This window comes from Natroniella acetigena, assembly GCF_023227745.1.
GTDB classification, from domain to species: domain Bacteria; phylum Bacillota; class Halanaerobiia; order Halobacteroidales; family Halobacteroidaceae; genus Natroniella; species Natroniella acetigena.
In genome coordinates this window covers 36645-57878 of record NZ_JALKBX010000002.1, presented here as the reverse complement: position 1 = coordinate 57878, position 21234 = coordinate 36645, and the positions used below count along the sequence as shown (strand labels likewise).

The following is a 21234-nucleotide window of genomic DNA, read 5'->3' as shown; positions in this document are numbered from 1 at the left end:
GAGTGGCGACACCCTTAGAAAGAATTCAACAGAGTAATTTGGCCCAATATAATGATGTTATCTTTGCAGTGGCAGTAATTATGGTAGTAATAATGTTTATTATTCCTTTACCGACAGCTTTATTGGATCTTTTATTAACGCTAAATATCAGTTTAGGGCTAACTATTCTGTTAGTTTCGATGTATTTAGTAAATCCTTTAGAGTTGTCTGTTTTTCCATCATTATTATTAATAGCTACACTGTTTAGATTAGCATTGAATGTCTCTACTACCCGATTGATTTTGGGCCAAGCAGATGCTGGAAATGTAATAGAGGCCTTTGGAGACTTTGTTGTTGGTGGGAATTATGTAGTAGGGTTTGTTATTTTTATTATTTTAGTTGCAATTCAATTTATTGTAATTACTAAAGGGGCTGAAAGGGTAGCAGAAGTTTCAGCCCGTTTTACTTTAGATGCTATGCCTGGTAAGCAGATGAGTATTGATGCTGATCTGAATTCAGGATTGATTACCGAAGCTGAAGCAAGGCAGAAAAGAGAAGAGATTCGCCAGGAAGCAGACTTTTATGGAGCAATGGATGGTGCCAGTAAGTTTGTAAAAGGTGATGCAATAGCAGGGATTATAATTACTTTAATCAATGTTTTAGGTGGATTAGTTATTGGGGTTATTCAGCTAGGAATGCCAATCACAGATGCATTACAGACATATACATTATTGACTGTTGGTGATGGTTTGGTCAGTCAGGTTCCTGCTTTATTGATCTCTACAGCAACCGGTATTGTTGTAACTAGAGCAGCTTCAGAAGGAAATTTAGGTCAAGACTTTACTAAGCAGTTATTGGCCCAGCCTAAAAGTTTAGTATTGGTTGCAGTAGTTTTATTTGTCTTAGGGGCTTTTAGTCCGTTACCGACATTCCCTTTTTTGTTATTGGCTATTTTAGCAGGGGGATTAGGTTACCTTTTACATAATGCTTCTGTTCAAGAGGTACAAGAAGAGGTAGCTGCTGTGGAAGAGGAAGAGGTTGAAGAGTATCGAGAACAAGAGAATATAACTCAATTATTGCAGGTTGATCCAATGGAGGTAGAGGTAGGATATAATCTAATTCCTCTCGTAGTACCTGAACAGGGAGGAGATTTATTAGATCGAGTCTCCATGATCAGAAGGCAGTGTGCTCTAGAGTTAGGAATTGTGATTCCTCCAATTAGAATTAGAGATAATATGCAGTTAGAGCCGACCTATTATCGGGTTAATCTACGTGGGATTGAGATAGCAGAGCATGAAATTTTAGTTGATAAATATTTAGCAATGGACTCTGGAATGGCTACAGAAGAGATTGAAGGGATAGAGACGACAGAGCCAGCATTTGGTCTGCCTGCTTTATGGATTGATGAGGATGAGAAAGAAAAGGCAGAAATGGCAGGTTATACAATAGTTGATCCTCCTTCTGTGGTAGCAACTCATTTGACTGAATTGGTTAAGTCACATGCTTATGAGTTGCTAGGAAGACAAGAGGTTAAAGAGCTAATCGATAATGTTAAAGAGGATCATTCAGCAGTTGTTGAGGAGTTGATTCCTGATTTATTATCGGTAGGGCAGGTACAGAAGGTCTTACAGAATTTATTAAAAGAAAGTATTTCAATTAGAGATTTAGTTTCAATTCTAGAGGTGCTTGCTGATCAGGCAAGAAATACACAAGATACGAAGATCTTAACTGAATATGTTAGACAGGATGCGTTGGCTCGGCATATTTCTAAAGAGTATAAGGATGATAATGGCAATATTTACGTAATTACATTGGCACCACAGCTAGAAGAAAAACTTTCTGAAGCAATGGAGCATACTGAACAAGGTTCTTATTTAGCACTCGAACCTAATACAACCCAGCAGATCTTAAATAATTTGGCCCAGGAAGTAGAAAAAGTAACTAATCAAGGTTATGAGCCAATTGTATTGACTGCTCCGATTATTAGGTATCATTTCAAAGAATTGACGCAACAGATAGCACCTAATTTAGTTGTATTATCGTTTAATGAACTAGAACCTTATCTTAATGTCCAGACAGTAGGGATGGTGAGGTTATAAAATGAAGATCAAAAAATATCGTGGAGAGAATATGCAAGAAATAGTTGCTAAAGTTAAGTCTGACTTAGGTTCTGATGCTGTTATTCTTCATACTCGTAAGTTTAAACAAGGAGGGGTTTTTGGATTATTTGCAAAGGAGATGGTTGAAGTTTTAGCCAGTACTGAAGGAAAAAGAAGTAAACAGAGAGAAGATAATCAATTAGAGCGTGAATTGAAAGAGATGAAGGGTATGATGAATAATTTAATGGGAGAGATGGAGAATAATCGTCAACAAAATTTATCTTTAATGTCTAAGCAAAGTTTTCAAGAATTAATTGAAGCATTATTGGAGATTGGAGTCAGTCATGATACAGCCCATGAATTAGCTGGTAAGATTGTAAGAAGATTAGAAGCTCCTACCTTAGAAGATCAAGAAGGGGTCAAAGAAATCTTACAAGAAGAGCTGACAGGACAACTGGATAATATAGAACCTATTCAACTAGAAGATGGAGAAACAAAAGTAGTAGCATTGGTTGGGTCAACTGGTGTCGGCAAGACTACTACGTTGGCAAAATTAGCTGCTAATTTTGCTTTATTTGAAGATAAAAAGGTAGGTTTGATTACAGCTGATACTTATCGTATTTCAGCAGTTGATCAGTTAAAAACTTATAGTGAAATTATCGATCTACCTTTAGAAGTTGTATTTACCCCTCAAGAGTTAGTAACAGCAATTGAAAACTATCAAGGATATGATCTAATACTAATTGATACTGCTGGGAGAAGTCAAAATAACCAAGTTCATATGTCAGAATTAAAAAGCTTCATCAAAAAGGCTCCAATTGATGAGGTTTATTTAGTATTGAGTGCTACAACTAAGATAACGGATGCAATGGAGGTAATTGATACTTATCAAAAGATTGATTTAGATAAATTGATTATTACTAAAATTGATGAAACTAATTCGTTAGGAATTATTTTTGAGGTGATGACTAAAGCTGAAAAACCCTTATCGTATGTTACATTAGGACAAGATGTACCAGAAGATATAAAGATAGCTGAATCTGATGAATTAGCTGCTGATATTGTTAAGGGGTTTGAGTTATGACAGATCAAGCAGAAAAGTTGAGAAATTTAGTCCAGAGTATGAAAGAGAAGCCTGAAGGGAAAAACAAGGAAAAATTAACAAAAGATAACGGAATAAAAAAAGAGGGTTCAGCTTATGTCTATGCTGTAACAAGTGGTAAGGGTGGCGTAGGTAAATCAAATTTCACTGCTAATTTAGCTTTAGGATTGCAACAAGAAGGAAAAAAAGTGATGGTTATTGATGCTGATCTAGGAATGGCCAATCTAGATGTTATTTTGGGTGTCAGTCCTACCTACAATTTAAGCCATGTTATCGGAGGGGAAAAGGAGTTAGGAGAGATAATTGTAGATGGTCCTGATGGTTTAGCTTTAATTCCGGGGGGATCTGGATTAGAAGAATTAGCTAATCTATCTTCGTATCAGATTAATAATTTAATCAATTGTTGGAATAAAATAGATCAAAAGTTCGATATTATTCTAATCGATACAGGTGCTGGTTTAACAAACAATGTTATTAAATTTGTTTTAGCAGCGGATGAAGTAATTATCATCTCTACTCCAGAACCTACATCGATTACTGATGCCTATGGAGTAATAAAGGTAATTGCTAAACATGATCAAGGAGCCACTATTAGATTAGTAGTTAATCAAGCAGAGAATAGTAAGGAAGGAAATAAGGTGGCAGATAGATTAGTTAAAACTGCTCATGATTTTTTAAAGCTTGAAATAAATTTATTGGGGGTTTTACCTACTGATAAAGCAGTAACTAAAGCAGTTAGAAGGAGAAGACCATTTTTTTTAGAATTTCCTAAAGCCCAAGTAGTAAAAAGCACCAATCAAATAGTTGCTAAATTATTAGATAAAGAGGTGAAAGAAAAAGAGTCTAAAGGGATTAAAGGTTTTTTTAATAAGCTATTAAACTTTTAGTTAAGGAGGGGAATTGTGAGGAATACTCAAAAGATTGATAATTTTCAGCTTAGGAGAAAGCTGAAGATAAATCAGGGGATTGAGATAGAGTTTTTGCATGATAAATATGAGGATAAGTATGCAACTCAGATAGCAGATGTTTTAGCTGATGATACTTTTTTGATTAATAATCCATTTGCTGAAGGGAAATTAATTAAGGTTTCTAATGGAACGAGAGGAACTGTTTTTTTGAAGGAACAAAATGGATTATATACTATACCTGTCAAAGTAATAGGGAAAGAGGTAGATGTTACGCCGTTACTAAAATTAAAGATAGCTGGTCAGATTAAGAGGACTCAAGAGCGGAAATCATTTAGATTAGAAATTTATGAGGAGACAGAGTATGAATTAGTAGGTGCAGAATCCTTTCAAGCAGAAAATATTGCTGGACTTGATGGGGAAGAAAGTGATTATAAAGCACTGATTATTGATCTCAGTGCCGGTGGATTAAAGATGAAGATGCAGACGATGATGGAGTTGGAAGAAGAAGAGATTATTAGAATTAATCTTGACTTTGCTGATCTTTCAGTGACTAAGGTGTTAGGTCAGGTGGTACGAGTGGTAGAAAAGATTGAAAATGATCAAAAAAAGTATGTGGTAGGAATAAAATTTATTAACTTGGCTAAAGAGGATAAAGATAAATTAGTAAAGTGGATCTTTGATAAACAGCGTGAATTAAGAAAAAAGGGATTGATTTAACTGATCTAGAATATATGTATAAGAGGTGATCACTGATGCTTAATAATGATGGTTTGTCTCAGTTAGGGCCATTGCAATTAGATGCTTTAAAAGAGGTAGCTAGTATTGGAGCAGGGAATGCTGCTACTTCATTATCTGATATGCTAAATAGTAAGATTAAAATGACAGTTCCTAATGTTAATTTAATTCCAATCGCAGATCTGCCTGGTATCATTGGCAATGAAGAAGAATTAATAGTAGCAATGTTAGTTAGAACTGAAGGAGATATTAATGGAGGAGTCTTATTTACCTTGCTACCAGATAGTGCTAATTTATTGATTCAGTTGCTTGTTGGTCAAAAAACAGATATTGAAGATGAGCTAGGAGAATTTGAATCCTCTGCTTTAAAAGAGATTTCTAATATCTTAACTGGAGCAAATTTGAATGCTTTTTCTCAGATGTTAGGGATAACAGTTAGTCCCTCAGTTCCTTCTTTAGAATTTGATATGGCAGGAGCTATTTTAGAGGTCTGCTTTATAGAATTAGGTCAAATAGGGGATTATGCTTTGGTAATTGAAACGGAGTTTTTAAGTGATATGGAACAGGAGGTTAAAGGAAACTTTTTTTTAATACCTGAACCAGAATCTTTGCAATTTATACTAGAAAAGTTGGGTGTTGCCAGTGAAGGGTAAAATTAGAGTAAGAATGGCAGATCTTAAAGTTGGGAGTGAAGACGATATTATTATTACTTCTGGCTTAGGTTCCTGTGTAGGGGTAACTTTGTATAATAAAGCAACTAAAATTGGGGGTATGGCACATGTAATGTTGCCTGAGTTTCCTACTAATCGTAACCAAGGAAATTCTGCCAAATATGCAGATACTGCTTTAGATACCTTATTAGATAAATTAAGGAAAAAGAAAGTTAATCTCAATCGGTTAGAAGCTAAAATGGCTGGTGGGGCTCAAATGTTTAATTTTTCTAGTTCAAATGATAAAATGAGGATAGGAGCTAGAAATATAGAGGCTGTTGAGCGAATTTTGCAGGAGAAGAGGATACCTATTTTGGGAGCTGAAGTAGGCGGAAATTATGGAAGAACTATGGAATTACATAATTTAACTGGAAAAGTATTAATTAAGACGGTAAAACATGATGATATAGTTTTATAAAAGGAGAGATTAAAAATTGAGCTGGTTAGCTAAAAAATTAGCTTTGTTATTTTTAGTAATAGCTATTATTGTAGTTTTAGCGGTAGCTTTAATTGCTAATTTAAGCTGGTTAACAGCATTCAAAAGGTCAATGGTTGGAGGAGTGATTTTTAGTTTAATTGGAGCAATTATAGGTCAGTTGATAACTAATAATTTAACTATTATTGAATCACAAGAATTAGCAGGAGCTGAAGCTGAAATAGCAGTAGATAAAGAGAGTGAGCAAGCTGAAGAAAAATCAGAAATGACCCCACTTGAATTTAATGATCTCAGTCAAGATGATCCAAATATAATAAATGAAATAGAAGAAGACTCTCAAAAAGCAGCAGAAATAATTCGAAATATGAAAGAGGATGAGTAAGGGGGTATTTTAAATGGTCAGCAGTAAGACTGATGAAGATGTATTATGGCGAAAATATAAGCAGGAAAAATCGCAACAGGCTAAGGAAAAATTAGTTTTGAAATATCTCCCATTGGTTAAGCATCTTGCTGGTAAGGTTATTGTTAAGTTGCCTGATAATTTTAAGTTTGAAGATTTAGTCAATTATGGTGTGTTGGGATTAATGGATGCACTAGAGAGATTTGATAGTGAGAGGAATATAAAATTTTCAACCTATGCGGTACCAAGAATTAGAGGAGCAATCTATGATGAACTTAGAAAGTTAGATTGGGTACCCCAAAGTATTAGAAGGAAAGCAAAGAACTTGACTAAAGTTTATATTAAGTTAGAGAATGAATTAAATCGTACTCCTACAGAGCAAGAAGTGAGAGTAGAGTTAGATTTAACTAAACAAGAGTTCAAACAATTATTATCTGAAGTTAATATTCCAGAAAACATTTCATTAGAGCGGCTAATTGCACCACAAGATGGTAATAAGTTAAGGCTAAAAGATTTGATTGAAGATCCGGAAGGGATTGGCCCAGATAATGTCTTTGAGTATAATCAAATGAAACAAATTTTAGGGGAAACTATTAATAAATTACCTAAAAAGGAAAAGTTGGTAATCAGCTTGTATTACTATGAAGACTTGACCTTAAAAGAGATAGGAGAAGTTATGGAATTAAGTACAGCTAGAATTTCGCAACTACATACAAAAGCCATCTTTAGATTAAGAGGTCATTTAAGTAGGAAAAAGGAGCTATTAGTAGGGTGAGATATGGAAGAAGGGGGGCAATGATATGTTAATAGTTGAGCGAGTACAAGTAGAAGCAAAGCAAGAAGATGAAGCGTTAGGTCAGGCTTATGATCTGCTTAAAGAGAAAGTAGCGGAGGAATTTAGTAAGGAAGATATATCATTAGAAGTAATTGAAGAAAAGAAGTTTTTAGGTCTGTTTGGTAGTAAGAAGGTTTATCAAGCTGTTTTAGAAGTTGAAGAATCTATTGATGGAAGTTTTGAGGTTAAGGTTAAGCCTGATGGAATTTTTCTAGAAGTAAAACTCCCTCAAGGAAATGGGGCAGAAGTTAAAATTGAAATGATTGAAAGAATATTAGCAGAAAAGGAGATTACAGATATAAATTATGCTGCTATTAGTGAAGCATTAACTATTGGAAATGAAGAGATCAAAATTGCTGATAGAAATCCAGAATTAGATCGTGATGCAAAAGTTAATGTAACTATTAGTTCAGATCAGATGGCAGTTTATTTAGATTATTATCCACCGCTAGGAGGAGAGAAGTATTCTGTTGAGCAAATAATTGAGCAGGTGAAAGAAGCAGGAGTTGTAGCTGGGATTCGAAAAGAAGAATTTGCTGCAGATTTTGCTCCTCAGGAAAAGTATGAGAATTATTTGATAGCAGTAGGTGAAGAACCAGTTTCTGGGGAAGACGCTAAGATAAACTTTGAGTTTGATCTTGAACAAAAAAAGCAGAAGGTTAAGCAGCTGGATGATGGTAATGTTGATTTTTATAATTTGAACCGAATTATTAATGTGGAAGAAGGAGAAATATTGGCTATCAAGACCCCATCTAAGGAAGGTGAAGCTGGAATAACAGTTACAGGAGAAGAGATTCCACCTGAGCCGGTTGAAGATATTGAATTACCTGTAGGTGAAAATGTTGAAGTTAGTGAGGATGGTTTGGCTATTAAAGCAGGAATGGAGGGCCAAGTTGTCTATACTCAAGGAGCTATTAGTGTCTTAGATGTTCATACAGTCAATGGTGATTTAGATTTATCGACTGGAAATATAGATTTTAGTGGTAATGTAATAGTTAAAGGTAATGTTAATGAAGGATTAGAGATTAAGGCTAAAGGCAACGTTCAAGTCAAGGGAAGTGTCTATGGGGGAAAGATTGATTCTCAAGGGCAAGTAACCATAGGGAAAGGGTTTATTGGTTTAAATAAAGGAGAGATCAATGCTACAGGAACTGTTACTGTAAAGTTTATTGAAAATGCCATACTTAAAACAGAAGAAGATTTAATTGTTAAAGATGCAATTATGCATAGTGATATAGATGCGGGTCAACAGATAATTTCAAATCAAAATAAGGGATTGATTGTAGGAGGAAAGGTTAGAGCTGGGAAGGAAATAGATGCTAAGATCATTGGTTCTAGTTTGGCAACTGCTACTGAGGTGTGTGTAGGAATTAGTCCTGAGTTAAGAGATGAATTTGAAACAAAGCAGGCTGAATATCAGCACAAGCAAGAAAAATTAGATGAAACGATTAAGGATCTTAGAGTATTAAAGAAGAAAAAAGAGCAGTCTGATGGGAGATTATCTAATAAAAAACAGAAATTATTGAATCAATTAACTCGTCAGCGGTTTAATATTGCTGGTGAATTAGAAAAGCTAAAGATTGAACGGGATAAATTAGCTCAAAGATTAGAGAAAGGAAAGAAGGGTAGAATTAAAGTTTATGATACTATTTATTCAGGGGTATCACTTACGATTGGAACCTGTAGTAAGAAGATAACAAAGTCTAAAAGTCATCTTCAATACTATGTTGATGATGAGGAGATTAAGACTACATCTTATTCATAAGAAGGTGGTGATTGAAAATGACTGAACCAATTACACCTAAGACAACTCTTCCTCGTTCTTTAAGAATTAATCGAATAGAACAAGAACGGCAAAATAAGCCTGATCTAGATCATCATCAGTTAGCCCAAGACCTAAAGAAAGAAAATCTCAAAAAAGAAAATCGAGTTAATAAATCTGAGGAGACTGAGCATAAACAGATTAATGATCAAGAAGAGACTGAACAACAGAATCAGGAGCAAGAAAGTAAAGAAGAAGAGGAAAAAAATGAACAGGCAAGCAATACAAAACGAGGCTCATATATTGATATTAAGATCTGACAGGAGGTCATAAGGTGAAGTATCTATTTTTTGCTTTAGGAATTATAATAATTTTATGTTCTTTACTATTAACCTATCGAGCTGAAAAAAAAGAAGGAGATTATTACTTAAAATCGGAAGTGCTTACCCAACTTAGCCAATTACAAGAGTTATTAAAGAGTAGACAATCCAGTGAAGAGTTTACTAAAGTATTAAATACTAAATTAGATAACAAAGATTTTAAACAAGAGCTGACTTTAGTCAAAGAGTTAATGAAAGAGATAGGTGAAGATGTTGAGTTATTAAATCAAAAGATTGAAGGAATTAAAAAAAGAATTGATGTTAATTATATTTCAAACTCAAATTTAAGTTCTAGCAAAGTCAAAGTTAGTAATAATAAAAAATTAAAAAGCACGTCTGAGCAGGAAGAATATCATAAAATAAAAAAATTGTTGAAGCAAGGACTAGAATTATCAGAGGTAGCTCAAAGATTAGGTAAAGGAACACGCGAGGTAGAATTGATCTGCAAGTTGAATTTACGGAGGGAAGAATAATGATTCGTCACACTTTATTGGGAATAGGAATAACTCTTGTGGTGTTTTCTTTAGTGTTGCTAGGTACTGATTATCAGTTTCAACAAGAAGAGTTAGTTTTTGAAAAGGAAGAGCAAGTAGAGCAAGAGGATATTATAAGTAAGGCTAGAGAGTTGGGGATGACTTTTTCTGGTGAAAATTATCAAAAATATAATTCTAGTATTAACTTACAACAAGAGGTTGATTTAGAGAAAGTACTAATTGATTTAGCAGAAGAGGAAGAAGTAGATAAAATAGAGCAGGAAAAAGAAGAATCAACTGCAGAGGTGGAAAAATTATTAGAGCAAGAAGAGCTTGAAGTTGAAGAAAAAAATGATGGAGAAGTAATTGAAATTACAATTCCAGAAGGGATGCCCAGTAGGCAGGTTGCTACTTTATTAGTAGAACAAGAACTAATTGAAGATCGACTTGTCTTCATTCAAATTTTAGATAAGCTGGATAGTGAAAGGAAGGTTATGGCAGGAACCTATCAATTTTCTACTGATATTTCTCCTCTGAGATTATTATTAACTTTGCTAGCACAATAAATGAATTTTCTGTTATTTTAGCTTGGATTTAAATTTGAGCTTGAGGTGAGAAAAAATATTTAAAATTGTTGATATTATTTTAGGCATGTGGTATACTACTTAATGGTGTATTAAAGATAAAACTAGCACACACATCTTTGGACTTTGATAAAGGTGCCCTATGGGTCTTATCAAAGAATGAAGAAGATGGAGGATTAAAAACCGAGAGGAGGTGCCGAAGTAATGTCTGTAGTTACTATGAAGCAATTATTAGAATCTGGAGTTCATTTTGGTCATCAAACAAAGAGATGGAATCCTAAAATGAAAGATTATATCTTCACTGAAAGAAATGGAATCTACATAGTAGATTTACAGCAAACTGTTAAGTTTGCAGAAAAAGCTTATGACTTTGTTTGTGAGTTAGCAAGTGAAGATAAGACTATCTTATTTGTAGGTACTAAAAAACAGGCCAAACATACGATTAAAAAAGAAGCTGAACGATGTGGAATGCCTTATGTTAATGAAAGATGGTTAGGTGGTATGTTAACCAACTATCAAACAATTCGTAAGAGAATTGAGAGGCTAGAAGAACTGGAGCAAATGGAAGAAGATGGTATTTTCGAGGTTTTACCTAAAAAAGAGGTAATGGAATTAGAAAAAGAACGAAACAAGTTAAAGCGTTTTTTAGGTGGAATTCGAGATATGAATGGATTGCCTGATGCTCTTTATGTTGCTGATCCACGGAAAGAAGAGATTGCTGTTGCTGAAGCGAATAAATTAGGAATTCCAGTAGTTGCAATTGTTGATACTAACTGTGATCCTGATGTGATTGATTACATGATTACAGGTAATGATGATGCTATTAGAGCCGTTAAGTTATTAACTGGTGTTATAGCTGATGCTGTCTTAGAAGGTAAACAAGGTCAAATTGAGCAAGAAGAGACTACTCAAGAGCAAGAAACTGAAGTAGAAGAAGACTAAAATAATTAACTGTAAAAGGGCGTGGAAATAAGGATGTTTATCGTCCTTATGAAACGCCTTTTTTGAATAAATAGGGGGGTTAGGTAATGGGAGTATCTACAGCAGATATTAAAAAGTTAAGAGAAAAGACTAGTGCAGGAATGTTAGATTGTAAAAAAGCCTTAGAAAAGAAAGATGGTGATTTGGACAAGGCAGTTGAATATTTAAGAGAAGAAGGGATTGCTGCTGCTGAGAAGAAAGCGGGTAGAACTGCTGCTCAAGGATTAGTTCATTCTTACATACATATGGGTGGTAAGATTGGTGTATTATTAGAAGTTAACTGTGAAACAGATTTTGTAGCTAAAAATGATTCATTTGAAGAATTAGTTAATAATGTTGCGATGCAGATTGCTGCTGCTAATCCAAGTTATATTTCTCGTGATGATGTATCAGCTAATGATATCGAACAAGAAAAAGAAGTACTTAGAAAACAAGCCGCTAATGAAGATAAACCAGAACATATTATTGAAAAAATAGTAGAAGGTAGATTAGATAAATTTTATAGTCAGGAGTGTTTATTAGAGCAGGAATATATTAAAGACTCTGATAAAACCGTTCAAGACTTATTAACAGAAAAGATTGCAGAATTAGGTGAGAATATTAATGTTCGCCGCTTTACTCGCTATGAATTAGGAGAAGGAATAGAGATTGAAGAAGAAGATTTTGCAGAGGAAGTTATGAGTGAAGTTAACAAGTAAAAATTGAATTACAAAGAGAACACGGTTTGTGTTCTCTTTTTTTAGAGTTGATTTTTGTTTATAACAAGGAATTAAAGATAGATTCTAGAAATATGAAATAGAACTGGGGGATGTATTAATGACAAAAGCGAAGTATAAAAGAGTAATAATTAAATTAAGTGGCGAAGCATTAGCTGGAGAACAAGAATATGGTATTGACCCACAATTTATTAATTCAATTGCCCAGGAAATAAAGAAGGTCTTAACAACAGGGGTTGAAATAGCCATTGTAGTTGGTGGAGGGAATATTTTTAGGGGAGTTGCAGGTAGTGCTAAGGGGATGGATCGTGGTACTGCTGATTATATGGGAATGTTAGCTACTGTAATGAATTCTTTAGCATTACAGGATGCTTTAGAAAAATTAGAACTTGAAACTCGAGTACAGACTGCTATTGCAATGCGTCAGATTGCAGAACCTTATATTAGACGTCGAGCAATGCGACATTTAGAGAAGGGAAGAGTTGTTATCTTTGCAGCAGGAACAGGAAATCCTTTCTTTTCCACTGATACAACTGCCGCTTTAAGAGCAGCTGAAATTAATGCGGATGCTATCTTGATGGCTAAGAACGTTGATGGAGTTTACGATTCAGATCCAGTAGAGAACCCAGATGCAGTTAAGTTTAAGGAGTTAAGTTATATTGATGTTTTAAATCGAGGGTTAGGTGTGATGGATTCCACGGCTGTTTCTTTATGTATGGATAACCAGATTCCATTAATAGTCTTTGGAATTAAACAGATTGAAAATATAAAGAGGGTTGTATTAGGCGAAGAGATTGGGACTTTTGTTCGTTAAATTTAAAACTAAGGAGGTTGTAATATGATTGTTCAAGTTGCTAGTGAGACTAAACAAGAGATGGAGCAAGTAATTGATAAGACGAAGAGTGAATTTAATAAGGTAAGGACTGGGAGGGCTAGACCTTCTTTGCTTGATGGAATTAAAGCGGATTATTATGGTGCATTGACCCCTTTAAATCAGATGGCAAAGGTATCTGCTCCAGAGCCGCGTCAATTATTAATTAAACCTTTTGATGCTAATGTGATCGATGAAATAGAGAAAGCAATTTTGAAGTCTGATCTAGGATTAACTCCTAATAATGATGGAGAAGTAATCAGAATTAATATTCCGCAATTGACGGAGGAAAGAAGAAAAGAGTTGGCCCAAGTTGCTAATAACAAAGCAGAAGAAGGAAAGATAGCTATTAGAAATATTAGAAGAGAATCTAATAACCAGTTGGAAGAGTTAGAAAAGGAAGGCGAAATTTCTGAAGATAATTATCATCGAGGATTGGATAATATTCAAAAGATAACTGATGAATATATAGAAACAATTGATCAATTGTTAGAAGAGAAGACTTCTGCTATTATGGGTGTTTAGGAAGGATATAAAAGATAGATTTAGAATTTGATCTGAAGCTCTATAAGATAATAGTTTCTTTTGATAGCTTCCCCCTCAAGGAGTGAGGGGGTTATTTTATAAGAGGGAGGTTAGGCTGTGTTAAAGAAATTAATTGATAAACTGGTCACTAATCAAGAAGTAGCTACTACTTCTAAACGAAATTTAGAAGAAATCAAGCAAGGGCCAATTCCTGAACATGTAGCAATTATCATGGATGGAAATGGTCGCTGGGCTAAACAGAGAGGTTTGCCTAGGACTGCAGGTCATCAAGCTGGGGTTGATAGCTTAAAAAAAATTGTTGAATGTGCTGCTAAAATAGGAATAGGTTACATTACAGCTTATACCTTTTCAACGGAAAATTGGAAACGCCCGCAGAGCGAAGTTGATTTTTTAATGAAACTTTTTCAACAAGTATTTGAAAAAGAGCTTGATCGATTTAATCAACAAGGGGTTAAGGTTAAGATTATTGGCTATAAAGATAGACTACCTGACTCTGTGAAACAAGTGGCTGAGCAGGTAATGAAAAAAACAGAGAATAATCAAAAAATAATTATTAATATTGCTTTAGATTATGGTGGTAGAGCAGAAATTATCGAAGTGATTAAAAATATTGCTAGTAGGGTTAAGGACGAGCAATTGAAAATAGAAGAAATAGATGAAGCTGAAATAGCTGCCCAGTTATATACTGCTGACCAGCCTGATCCAGAGCTATTAATTAGACCAGGTGGAGAAGAAAGACTTAGTAATTTTTTATTATGGCAGATAGCTTATGCAGAACTTTATTTTACTCAAACTTATTGGCCAGATTTTACTGCTGAAACTTTCTTGCAGGCAATAGCTGATTTTCAAAACAGAGAAAGAAGATTTGGAGGACTTAAAGAGGGTAGGTGTTAAACTGAAATGTTAAGTAAACGAATTATAAGTGCAATTATAGGTATTCCATTATTGATCTTTATTTTTAATTTAGGTGGCTTAGCGTTTATGATTTTAAATTTAATTGTTTTAATTTTAGCTCTCAATGAATATTATCAATTAGTAGAAGAGAAGGGGATTATAACTAGTAAATTAATCGGCTACTTAATTGGAATAACCTGGGTTTCAACGATTTATATAACTAATGATCTGAATTTAGTCTATCCTTTAGTATCCTTAGCTGTGATTGCTTTATTGCTAAAGCAAATTTTAATTAAAACTGATCAATCTGCAATTTTGACTACAGCAGTTACTTTATTTGGAGCAATTTATATCACAGGCTTATTTAGTCACTTGATCTTATTATATAATCTTGAACTTGGAGGAGAAAGGTGGGGTGGATTGCTTGTTTGGTTACCAATTTTAGCAACCTGGCTAACTGATATAGGAGCTTATTTTGTAGGAATGAACTTTGGTAAACATCCATTAGCTCCTCGAATTAGTCCTAATAAGACAATTGAAGGAGCAGTAGGAGGATTGATTGGTAGCATTATAGTGACGATAATTTTTGGTAGGTATTTTTTAGAGTTTAACTACTTAACAGGATTTATTTTAGGAGGTTTAATAGGAGTGGTTGCTCAGTTAGGAGATTTGGCTGTTTCTATTTTTAAGCGTGATGCTCAAATTAAAGATTCGGGAGAGTTGATACCTGGTCATGGTGGGATATTGGATCGAATCGATAGTTTATTATTTAGTCTACCTGTTGTATATTATTATTTACAATGGGTGATATTGAAGTGACGGTGAGAAATGATGAAGAGTAGCTATAAAGTAGGGCTGATTTTATTAGGTGTTTCAGCTGCTAGTATTATCATTTTAAATTATTTAATTGGTTATGTACTGCCGTTTATTATTGGTATTATTCTGGCCAGTTTAATTGAGCCTGCTGTCCTTTTTTTGGAACGAGAAGCTAAATTTTCGCGGGGGATGGCAGTTGCTATAGTATTAGCAATTATAATAATTTTTATTAGTTTGTTATTGACGATTAGTATTTCTAGATTGTTGATCGAATTGGACACTTTAGTACATGAGCTACCTGACTATAATAAATTAGGGGCTAGATTTGATTGGTTATTAGAGCAAAATGGAAATTTAAGTACTTTATTTGATGAATGGCAAGTGCCAGGGACTGTTAGGGAAACCATTATTGATAACTTAGAAATTCTTTATGCTCAAATTAAGAATATGATCGATCTTTCTTTTACTTATTTATTGGAAGCAGTCAGGAAATTACCACGAGTAATTATAACTATTTTTATCAGTTTGCTTTCTACTTTCTTTATTAGTAAGGATAAAGAAATAATTATAGAAAGTTGTTTGTCTTATATTCCAAGTGGCTGGCGGGAAAAGGTTCGAGTTATGCAATATGATATTATTAGCTCTATAGTAGGTTTTATTAGAGCTCAAATGTTCTTGATTACGAACACAACAATAATTTCTATTATTGGTCTGTTGATTTTAAGGAGTAATTATGCGATTGTAATTGGGTTGGTCTGTGGAGTCTTAGATTTGATTCCAGTTATTGGCCCTAGTTTAATCTTTCTTCCGTGGGCTATCTATAATTTTATAATCGGGAATACAAGTTTAGGACTTGGATTATTAATTAATTATATTATAATTGCAGTAGTTCGCCAGTCAACAGAAGCTAAGATAGTGGGTCAGAATATAGGGATCCATCCCTTAGCTACTTTAATGGCATTATATTTAGGTGTCCAATTTTTTGGAGTGGTTGGATTCTTTATCGGACCAGTATTCTTGATTATCTTAAATTCGATTATTAAATCAGGAGTTATTTCAATTGTTAAGTAGTTACTAGTAATTAGTGACTGGTTACTAGAGATAAAGATTAATTGATATATAGCGTCACCTTTTAAAATTAAGACCTTAAACCAATAAACTTCAAAATCAGTTTCGAGCGGGCTAAAAATCAGCCCTTCCTCGACTAAATTTTTTTGCTGCAAAAAAAATTAGGAAAAAAAGCTAAAAAACCAGAGGAAAATTTAAACTCGCTATTCAAAGCTAAATCTCTGCTTAAAATTAATTTTATTACTTAATATTTAAATATTAAACCCTTTTCCGAAGCTTAAACGCAGAAACTATGCTTAGCTCAAACATAAATTTTCTTAAAACCTAATTAAAACCTTAAAGGTCAAAACCAAGTTAACTTGTAAATATATAGGCTTTTTAGGAGTCTTAAATTTTCAAGGTTTTGACCTTTAATTGTAAATTGTACATTCCGTCAATTGTCAATTGTGAAGCTTTATTGTAATAAAATTTAACTTTAAAGTTTATAGCAAGTAACAAATCACTAATTACTAATTACCAATTACCAATCACAAACTACCAGTAACTAGTCACAAGTAAGTTAGGAGGACTGTTATGAAAAAGATAAGTATTTTAGGTTCAACAGGTTCGATTGGAAAACAAACCTTAGAGGTGATTGATAATTTAACAGGGCAGTTTGAGGTGTTAGCCCTGACAGCCAATCAGAATGTAGAGTTATTAACTACCCAAGTTAAGAAATATAAGCCACAATATGCTGTTTTGATGAATGAAGAAGCAGCAACTGAGTTAAAATATAATTTAAAAGATTTGCAAACAGAGGTTTTAGTAGGAAAAAGTGGTTTAATTAGAGCGGCTACTTTAACTGAGATTGACTTAGTAGTTAATGCAGTAGTGGGTGCTATAGGGGTTAAGCCTACTCTTGAGGCAATTAAAGCTGGAAAAGATATAGGGTTAGCTAATAAAGAAACATTAGTAACTGCAGGAGAAATTGTAATGAGGGAAGCTGCTCAACATGAGGTGTCTATCTTACCAATAGATAGTGAACATAATGCAATTTTTCAAGCTTTGCAAGGAGAAGAGAAGGAACAAGTTAGCAGAATTATTTTAACTGCTTCTGGAGGGCCATTTCGGCAGGCTAGTGCTAAAGATTTAACAGAAGTAACGGTCAAGCAAGCTTTGGATCATCCTAATTGGGATATGGGAGGTAAGATTACAATTGATTCTGCTACTTTGATGAATAAAGGCTTAGAGGTTATTGAAGCTAAGTGGTTATTTGATTTAGATTTTGAGCAGATAGATGTAGTAGTTCATCCCCAAAGTATTGTTCATTCTTTAGTTGAATATCAAGATCATTCGATGTTAGCCGAGTTGGGTCTTCCTGATATGAAAGTGCCGATTCAGTATGTCTTGACCTATCCTGAACGCAAGAAAAACCAGTTGGAGAGTTTGGAGTTGGCCCAGGTTGGAAAATTGACTTTTGAAGAGCCAAGAAGAGACTTATTTCCTTGTTTAGACTTTGCTTATCAAGCTGGAAAGATTGGAGGAACAATGCCTGCTGTATTAAATGCTGCTAATGAGGTGGCTGTTGCTCAATTTTTAAATAATCAACTGAAATTCATTCAAATCCCGCAAATAATTGAGAAAGTTATGGAGGCACATCAAGCAATTATAACTCCAACATTAGATGATATTTTAGCAGCTGATAGTTGGGCTAGAGAGCAGGCAAGAAAAGAAGGTGGTAGAAATTGATTCTAACAATTGTTTCTTTTATAATTGTATTGGGTATTTTGGTCTTTTTTCATGAATTAGGACATTTTTTAGTTGCTAAACATGTAGGAGTTCAAGTCGAAGAATTTGCCCTTGGTATGGGGCCAAAAGTAATAGGGAAACAGGTTGGTGAAACACTCTATTCAATTCGGATGTTACCCTTAGGTGGGTTTTGTAAGATGACTGGAGAAATGCCAATCGATGATGAGAGTGAGCAAGAGGAGATTGAGGCTTATCAAGAAGCCGTCAGAAATAATAAATGTTTATTTCAAAAGTCTGTTTGGGAACGAATTGGAGTTATTAGTATGGGTTCAATAATGAATTTTATCTTAGCGATTTTATTATTTGCCCTAATCTTTACTATTTTTGGTATCCCTGTTGATAGTTCATCTAGTACTGTTATCGGGCAGGTGATTCCTGAACAACCAGCTTATCAGGCAGGATTAAGAGATGGTGATAAAGTATTGGCAGTTAATGATCAACAAGTAGAGAGCTGGGATCAATTATCTGAGGTTATTCATAGCAATCCGGGCCAACAGCTTAGCTTAGAGGTGGAACGGGATGGGCAAGTGTTTGAGACAGAAGTAACTCCAATTATGGAGCAAGAACGGCAAGAAGGTGTAATTGGAATTATACCAGTTTTGACTAGAGAACCTGTTAATATTTTCAGGGCATTATGGCTTGGGCTTAAGCAGACAGGGCTATATATAGTAGCTATAATTGTTGGGTTATGGCAGATGATTACTGGACAGATAGGTGCTGAAGTATCTGGACCGGTTAGAATTGCTCAGATGGTAGGAGATGCAGCCCAAAGTGGAATGCTTAGAGTAATGAATTTAGCAGCAATAATTAGTGTCAATTTAGGAATTATGAATTTATTACCTATTCCTGCTTTAGATGGAGGACGATTGGTCTTTTTAGGTTATGAAATCATTACTGGAAAATCAGTTGATCAAGAAAAAGAAGGCATGGTTCATTTAATAGGTTTTATATTATTGATGTTATTATTTGTAATCATTATGATTCAAGATCTGAGGGCAATTATTTAATTTAGAGGTGATAAAAATGGCAAAACAACAGACTAGACGTGGAGGTAAATGGTTAGATCCTAATAAAGTTAGTGGACGGAGAGTAGAGAGATATTGTGCCATTTGTGGAGCAGAAGCTACGGAAGTTAGAATCTTAAAGCATGAGAATATTTGTGAAGATTGTGTTAAAAGACTAAGGGAAGAAAAAGATGGTAAGTACGCTTGTAAAGCTTGTGGGAAAGTAGTTCCTAAGCAGTTAGAAGAAAATAATGGTTATTGCAAAGAGTGTGTTTGTAAGATCTGTGGTAAGCCTGATCCTGAATTTGCTAGTAAACATGATTTTTGTGAGGCATGTTTTGAGTTGATTGGAACTGACTGTCGCAAATGTGGTAAAGAAGCTCGAGCTCAAGTTAAACGCAATGATGGATTATGTGATGACTGTGCTGAGAAGTAGGAGGTGAATCTGTGTTAGATGACTATGTAACTTTAGAAACATTGCTAACAGATAGTATAGCAAAAAAACATTTGCCTAAAGCAGGTTATTGTCATGCTGTTAATACAGCAGAGAATGCTTTTGAATTAGCTATAGATCGCAAAATTTGTGTTGATTTAGCTACTAAAGCTGGATTATTACATGATATCGGTCATACTAATTGGGAAAAACAAGGCGAATGGGACTATCAATCTTATAATGAATTTGATATTCATACAATCAAAGGGGCAGAACGGGCCCATGAGTTATTAATCTTTAAAGGAGAAAGCTTAGGTAAAGCACGGGATATTGCTTTGGCTATTCTTTTTCATAGTAATTCAAGCCCAGTTAATAAGAATGTAAAATTAACCCCTTTACAACAGGTAGTGTCTGATGCAGATGATATGGATAAGCAAGATGGGGGTTCGCATCATAATGTTAGGATTTCTTTTGCAGAAGCTTTGCAACGAACTAGAAGGCTTGATATGTTAGTTTATCGACAGACAAGAAATTGTAATAATGGTTGTGAAGAATGTGACTTAAAGTAGGTGATAAGATGAAAAGGCAGAAAAGAAAAGCAGTACAAATAGGGGATGTACAGATTGGTGGGAATGCTCCTGTTTCAATACAGTCAATGACCAATACTGATACACGTAATGTAAAAGAAACAGTTGCTCAAATTAAGCAATTAGAGAAGGTAGGATGTGAATTGGTTAGAGTAGCAATTCCTGATCAGGAAGCGGCAAGTAAGGTTGCTCAGATTAAAGAAGAGATTGAGATTCCTTTGATTGCAGATATCCATTTCAATTATAAATTAGCTCTAGAGGTATTAGAGCAAGGGATAGATGGTTTGAGAATCAACCCAGGTAATATAGGAAATGAAGATAAGATAGAGTTGGTTGCTAATAAGGCATTAGAATGTCAGGTTCCAATTAGAGTGGGGGTTAATGCTGGTTCGTTAGAAAAAGAGTTACTACAAAAATACGGTCATCCTACAGCAAAAGCAATGGTAGAAAGTGCTTTAGGGAATATTGAACTATTAGAGAAATTTGGTTTTGAAGAGATTATTATTTCTCTAAAGGCATCTGATGTAATGATGACCTTAAAAGCTTATCAATTAATAGCTCAAGAGGTTGACTATCCGTTACATGTTGGGATTACAGAAGCGGGGACAATTAAATCAGGAACAGTTAAGTCTGCAGCAGGAATTGGAGCTATCTTGGCCCAAGGTTTGGGAGATACAATCAGAGTCTCTTTGACTGGAGATCCAGTAGAAGAGGTTAAAGTTGGCTTTCAAATCTTAAATGCACTGAACTTAAGAGAGCAGGGGGTTAATTTAATTTCTTGTCCGACTTGTGGACGATGTGAAATCGAGTTGGTTGAGATTGCTAATCAGGTTGAAGAAGAGATAGCAGATTTAGATAAATCGATAGAAGTAGCTGTGATGGGTTGTGTTGTCAATGGCCCTGGTGAAGCACGAGAAGCTGATTTAGGTATTGCTGGAGGGAAAGATGTTGGTTTGATCTTTAAAAAAGGTGAAGTTATTAAGAAGGTTCCTGGCAAGGATCTAGTAGATGAACTGTTGATTGAGATTGACAATCTAGAATAGTTTTGTAATTGACAAGTTCAGTTATGGTTGATAAAATTTAAGTGGTCTTATTTGCTTTTAAAAGAGGTGTTTGATAATAGAGGA

The 21234-nt window shown here is 34.4% G+C and carries 24 protein-coding genes; all 24 read left to right on the top strand.

Translation table 11 applies throughout. From position 1 onward, the window contains the following. Positions 1–2 precede the first annotated feature (2 nt). Positions 3–2078, top strand: coding sequence for a flagellar biosynthesis protein FlhA (flhA, locus tag MWH25_RS00860; protein WP_248624814.1), 2076 nt, complete (start codon positions 3–5; stop codon positions 2076–2078). A gap of 1 nt (position 2079) precedes the next feature. Continuing rightward, complete coding sequence (locus tag MWH25_RS00855) at positions 2080–3162, top strand: flagellar biosynthesis protein FlhF (protein WP_248624811.1); 1083 nt, start codon at positions 2080–2082, stop codon at positions 3160–3162. Further along, on the top strand, positions 3159–4067 hold the full coding sequence (locus MWH25_RS00850) for a MinD/ParA family protein (RefSeq protein WP_248624809.1): 909 nt from the start codon (positions 3159–3161) through the stop codon (positions 4065–4067). The genes MWH25_RS00855 and MWH25_RS00850 overlap by 4 nt, the downstream gene beginning before the upstream one ends. Before the next feature lie 15 nt (positions 4068–4082). Next, entirely contained in the window at positions 4083–4805 is a 723-nt protein-coding gene (locus MWH25_RS00845; RefSeq protein ID WP_248624807.1) for a flagellar brake protein, read from the top strand. Positions 4806–4840: 35 nt separating this feature from the next. After that, a complete protein-coding gene (locus MWH25_RS00840; protein ID WP_248624805.1) occupies positions 4841–5476 on the top strand; it encodes a chemotaxis protein CheC in 636 nt (211 codons plus the stop codon). Between the two features lie 13 nt (positions 5477–5489). Then, on the top strand, positions 5490–5951 hold the full coding sequence (locus tag MWH25_RS00835; RefSeq protein ID WP_248624803.1) for a chemotaxis protein CheD: 462 nt from the start codon (positions 5490–5492) through the stop codon (positions 5949–5951). A gap of 16 nt (positions 5952–5967) precedes the next feature. Then, the gene (locus MWH25_RS00830; protein ID WP_248624800.1) at positions 5968–6351 is read left to right on the top strand and encodes a hypothetical protein; all 384 of its coding nucleotides are present in this window, start codon (positions 5968–5970) and stop codon (positions 6349–6351) included. 13 nt (positions 6352–6364) lie between these two features. Then, complete coding sequence (locus tag MWH25_RS00825; protein ID WP_248624798.1) at positions 6365–7144, top strand: FliA/WhiG family RNA polymerase sigma factor; 780 nt, start codon at positions 6365–6367, stop codon at positions 7142–7144. A 25-nt stretch (positions 7145–7169) separates the two neighbouring features. Further along, entirely contained in the window at positions 7170–8969 is a 1800-nt protein-coding gene (locus MWH25_RS00820) for a FapA family protein (protein WP_248624796.1), read from the top strand. 17 nt (positions 8970–8986) lie between these two features. After that, positions 8987–9286: a hypothetical protein gene (locus tag MWH25_RS00815; protein ID WP_248624794.1), complete on the top strand. Its 300-nt coding sequence runs from the start codon at positions 8987–8989 to the stop codon at positions 9284–9286. Between the two features lie 14 nt (positions 9287–9300). After that, entirely contained in the window at positions 9301–9819 is a 519-nt protein-coding gene (locus MWH25_RS00810; RefSeq protein ID WP_248624792.1) for a hypothetical protein, read from the top strand. Continuing rightward, the gene (locus MWH25_RS00805) at positions 9819–10385 is read left to right on the top strand and encodes an endolytic transglycosylase MltG (protein WP_248624790.1); all 567 of its coding nucleotides are present in this window, start codon (positions 9819–9821) and stop codon (positions 10383–10385) included. The genes MWH25_RS00810 and MWH25_RS00805 overlap by 1 nt, the downstream gene beginning before the upstream one ends. 222 nt (positions 10386–10607) lie before the next feature. Further along, positions 10608–11345 (top strand): 30S ribosomal protein S2, encoded by a 738-nt coding sequence (gene rpsB / locus MWH25_RS00800; RefSeq protein WP_248624788.1) that lies wholly within the window; start codon positions 10608–10610, stop codon positions 11343–11345. A gap of 86 nt (positions 11346–11431) precedes the next feature. Further along, complete coding sequence (tsf, locus tag MWH25_RS00795; RefSeq protein ID WP_248624786.1) at positions 11432–12082, top strand: translation elongation factor Ts; 651 nt, start codon at positions 11432–11434, stop codon at positions 12080–12082. 118 nt (positions 12083–12200) lie between these two features. Next, positions 12201–12914 carry a UMP kinase gene (pyrH, locus tag MWH25_RS00790; protein WP_248624784.1) on the top strand — a complete coding sequence of 238 codons (714 nt, stop codon included), beginning with the start codon at positions 12201–12203 and terminating at the stop codon, positions 12912–12914. Between the two features lie 24 nt (positions 12915–12938). Next, positions 12939–13496 carry a ribosome recycling factor gene (frr, locus tag MWH25_RS00785; protein WP_248624782.1) on the top strand — a complete coding sequence of 186 codons (558 nt, stop codon included), beginning with the start codon at positions 12939–12941 and terminating at the stop codon, positions 13494–13496. 117 nt (positions 13497–13613) lie between these two features. Next, entirely contained in the window at positions 13614–14411 is a 798-nt protein-coding gene (gene uppS, locus MWH25_RS00780; RefSeq protein ID WP_248624780.1) for an undecaprenyl pyrophosphate synthase, read from the top strand. A 6-nt stretch (positions 14412–14417) separates the two neighbouring features. Continuing rightward, positions 14418–15230 carry a phosphatidate cytidylyltransferase gene (locus tag MWH25_RS00775; protein WP_248624778.1) on the top strand — a complete coding sequence of 271 codons (813 nt, stop codon included), beginning with the start codon at positions 14418–14420 and terminating at the stop codon, positions 15228–15230. Positions 15231–15242: 12 nt separating this feature from the next. After that, positions 15243–16298 carry a sporulation integral membrane protein YtvI gene (ytvI, locus tag MWH25_RS00770; protein WP_248624776.1) on the top strand — a complete coding sequence of 352 codons (1056 nt, stop codon included), beginning with the start codon at positions 15243–15245 and terminating at the stop codon, positions 16296–16298. Between the two features lie 570 nt (positions 16299–16868). Further along, entirely contained in the window at positions 16869–18023 is a 1155-nt protein-coding gene (locus MWH25_RS00765; protein ID WP_248624774.1) for a 1-deoxy-D-xylulose-5-phosphate reductoisomerase, read from the top strand. Next, positions 18020–19090: an RIP metalloprotease RseP gene (gene rseP, locus MWH25_RS00760; protein ID WP_248624771.1), complete on the top strand. Its 1071-nt coding sequence runs from the start codon at positions 18020–18022 to the stop codon at positions 19088–19090. The genes MWH25_RS00765 and rseP overlap by 4 nt, the downstream gene beginning before the upstream one ends. A gap of 16 nt (positions 19091–19106) precedes the next feature. Next, positions 19107–19523, top strand: a complete 417-nt coding sequence (locus MWH25_RS00755) for a hypothetical protein (protein ID WP_248624769.1) — start codon at positions 19107–19109, stop codon at positions 19521–19523. Between the two features lie 11 nt (positions 19524–19534). Further along, complete coding sequence (locus MWH25_RS00750) at positions 19535–20089, top strand: HD domain-containing protein (RefSeq protein WP_248624767.1); 555 nt, start codon at positions 19535–19537, stop codon at positions 20087–20089. An 8-nt stretch (positions 20090–20097) separates the two neighbouring features. After that, complete coding sequence (gene ispG, locus MWH25_RS00745; RefSeq protein WP_248624765.1) at positions 20098–21150, top strand: flavodoxin-dependent (E)-4-hydroxy-3-methylbut-2-enyl-diphosphate synthase; 1053 nt, start codon at positions 20098–20100, stop codon at positions 21148–21150. Positions 21151–21234 lie beyond the last annotated feature (84 nt).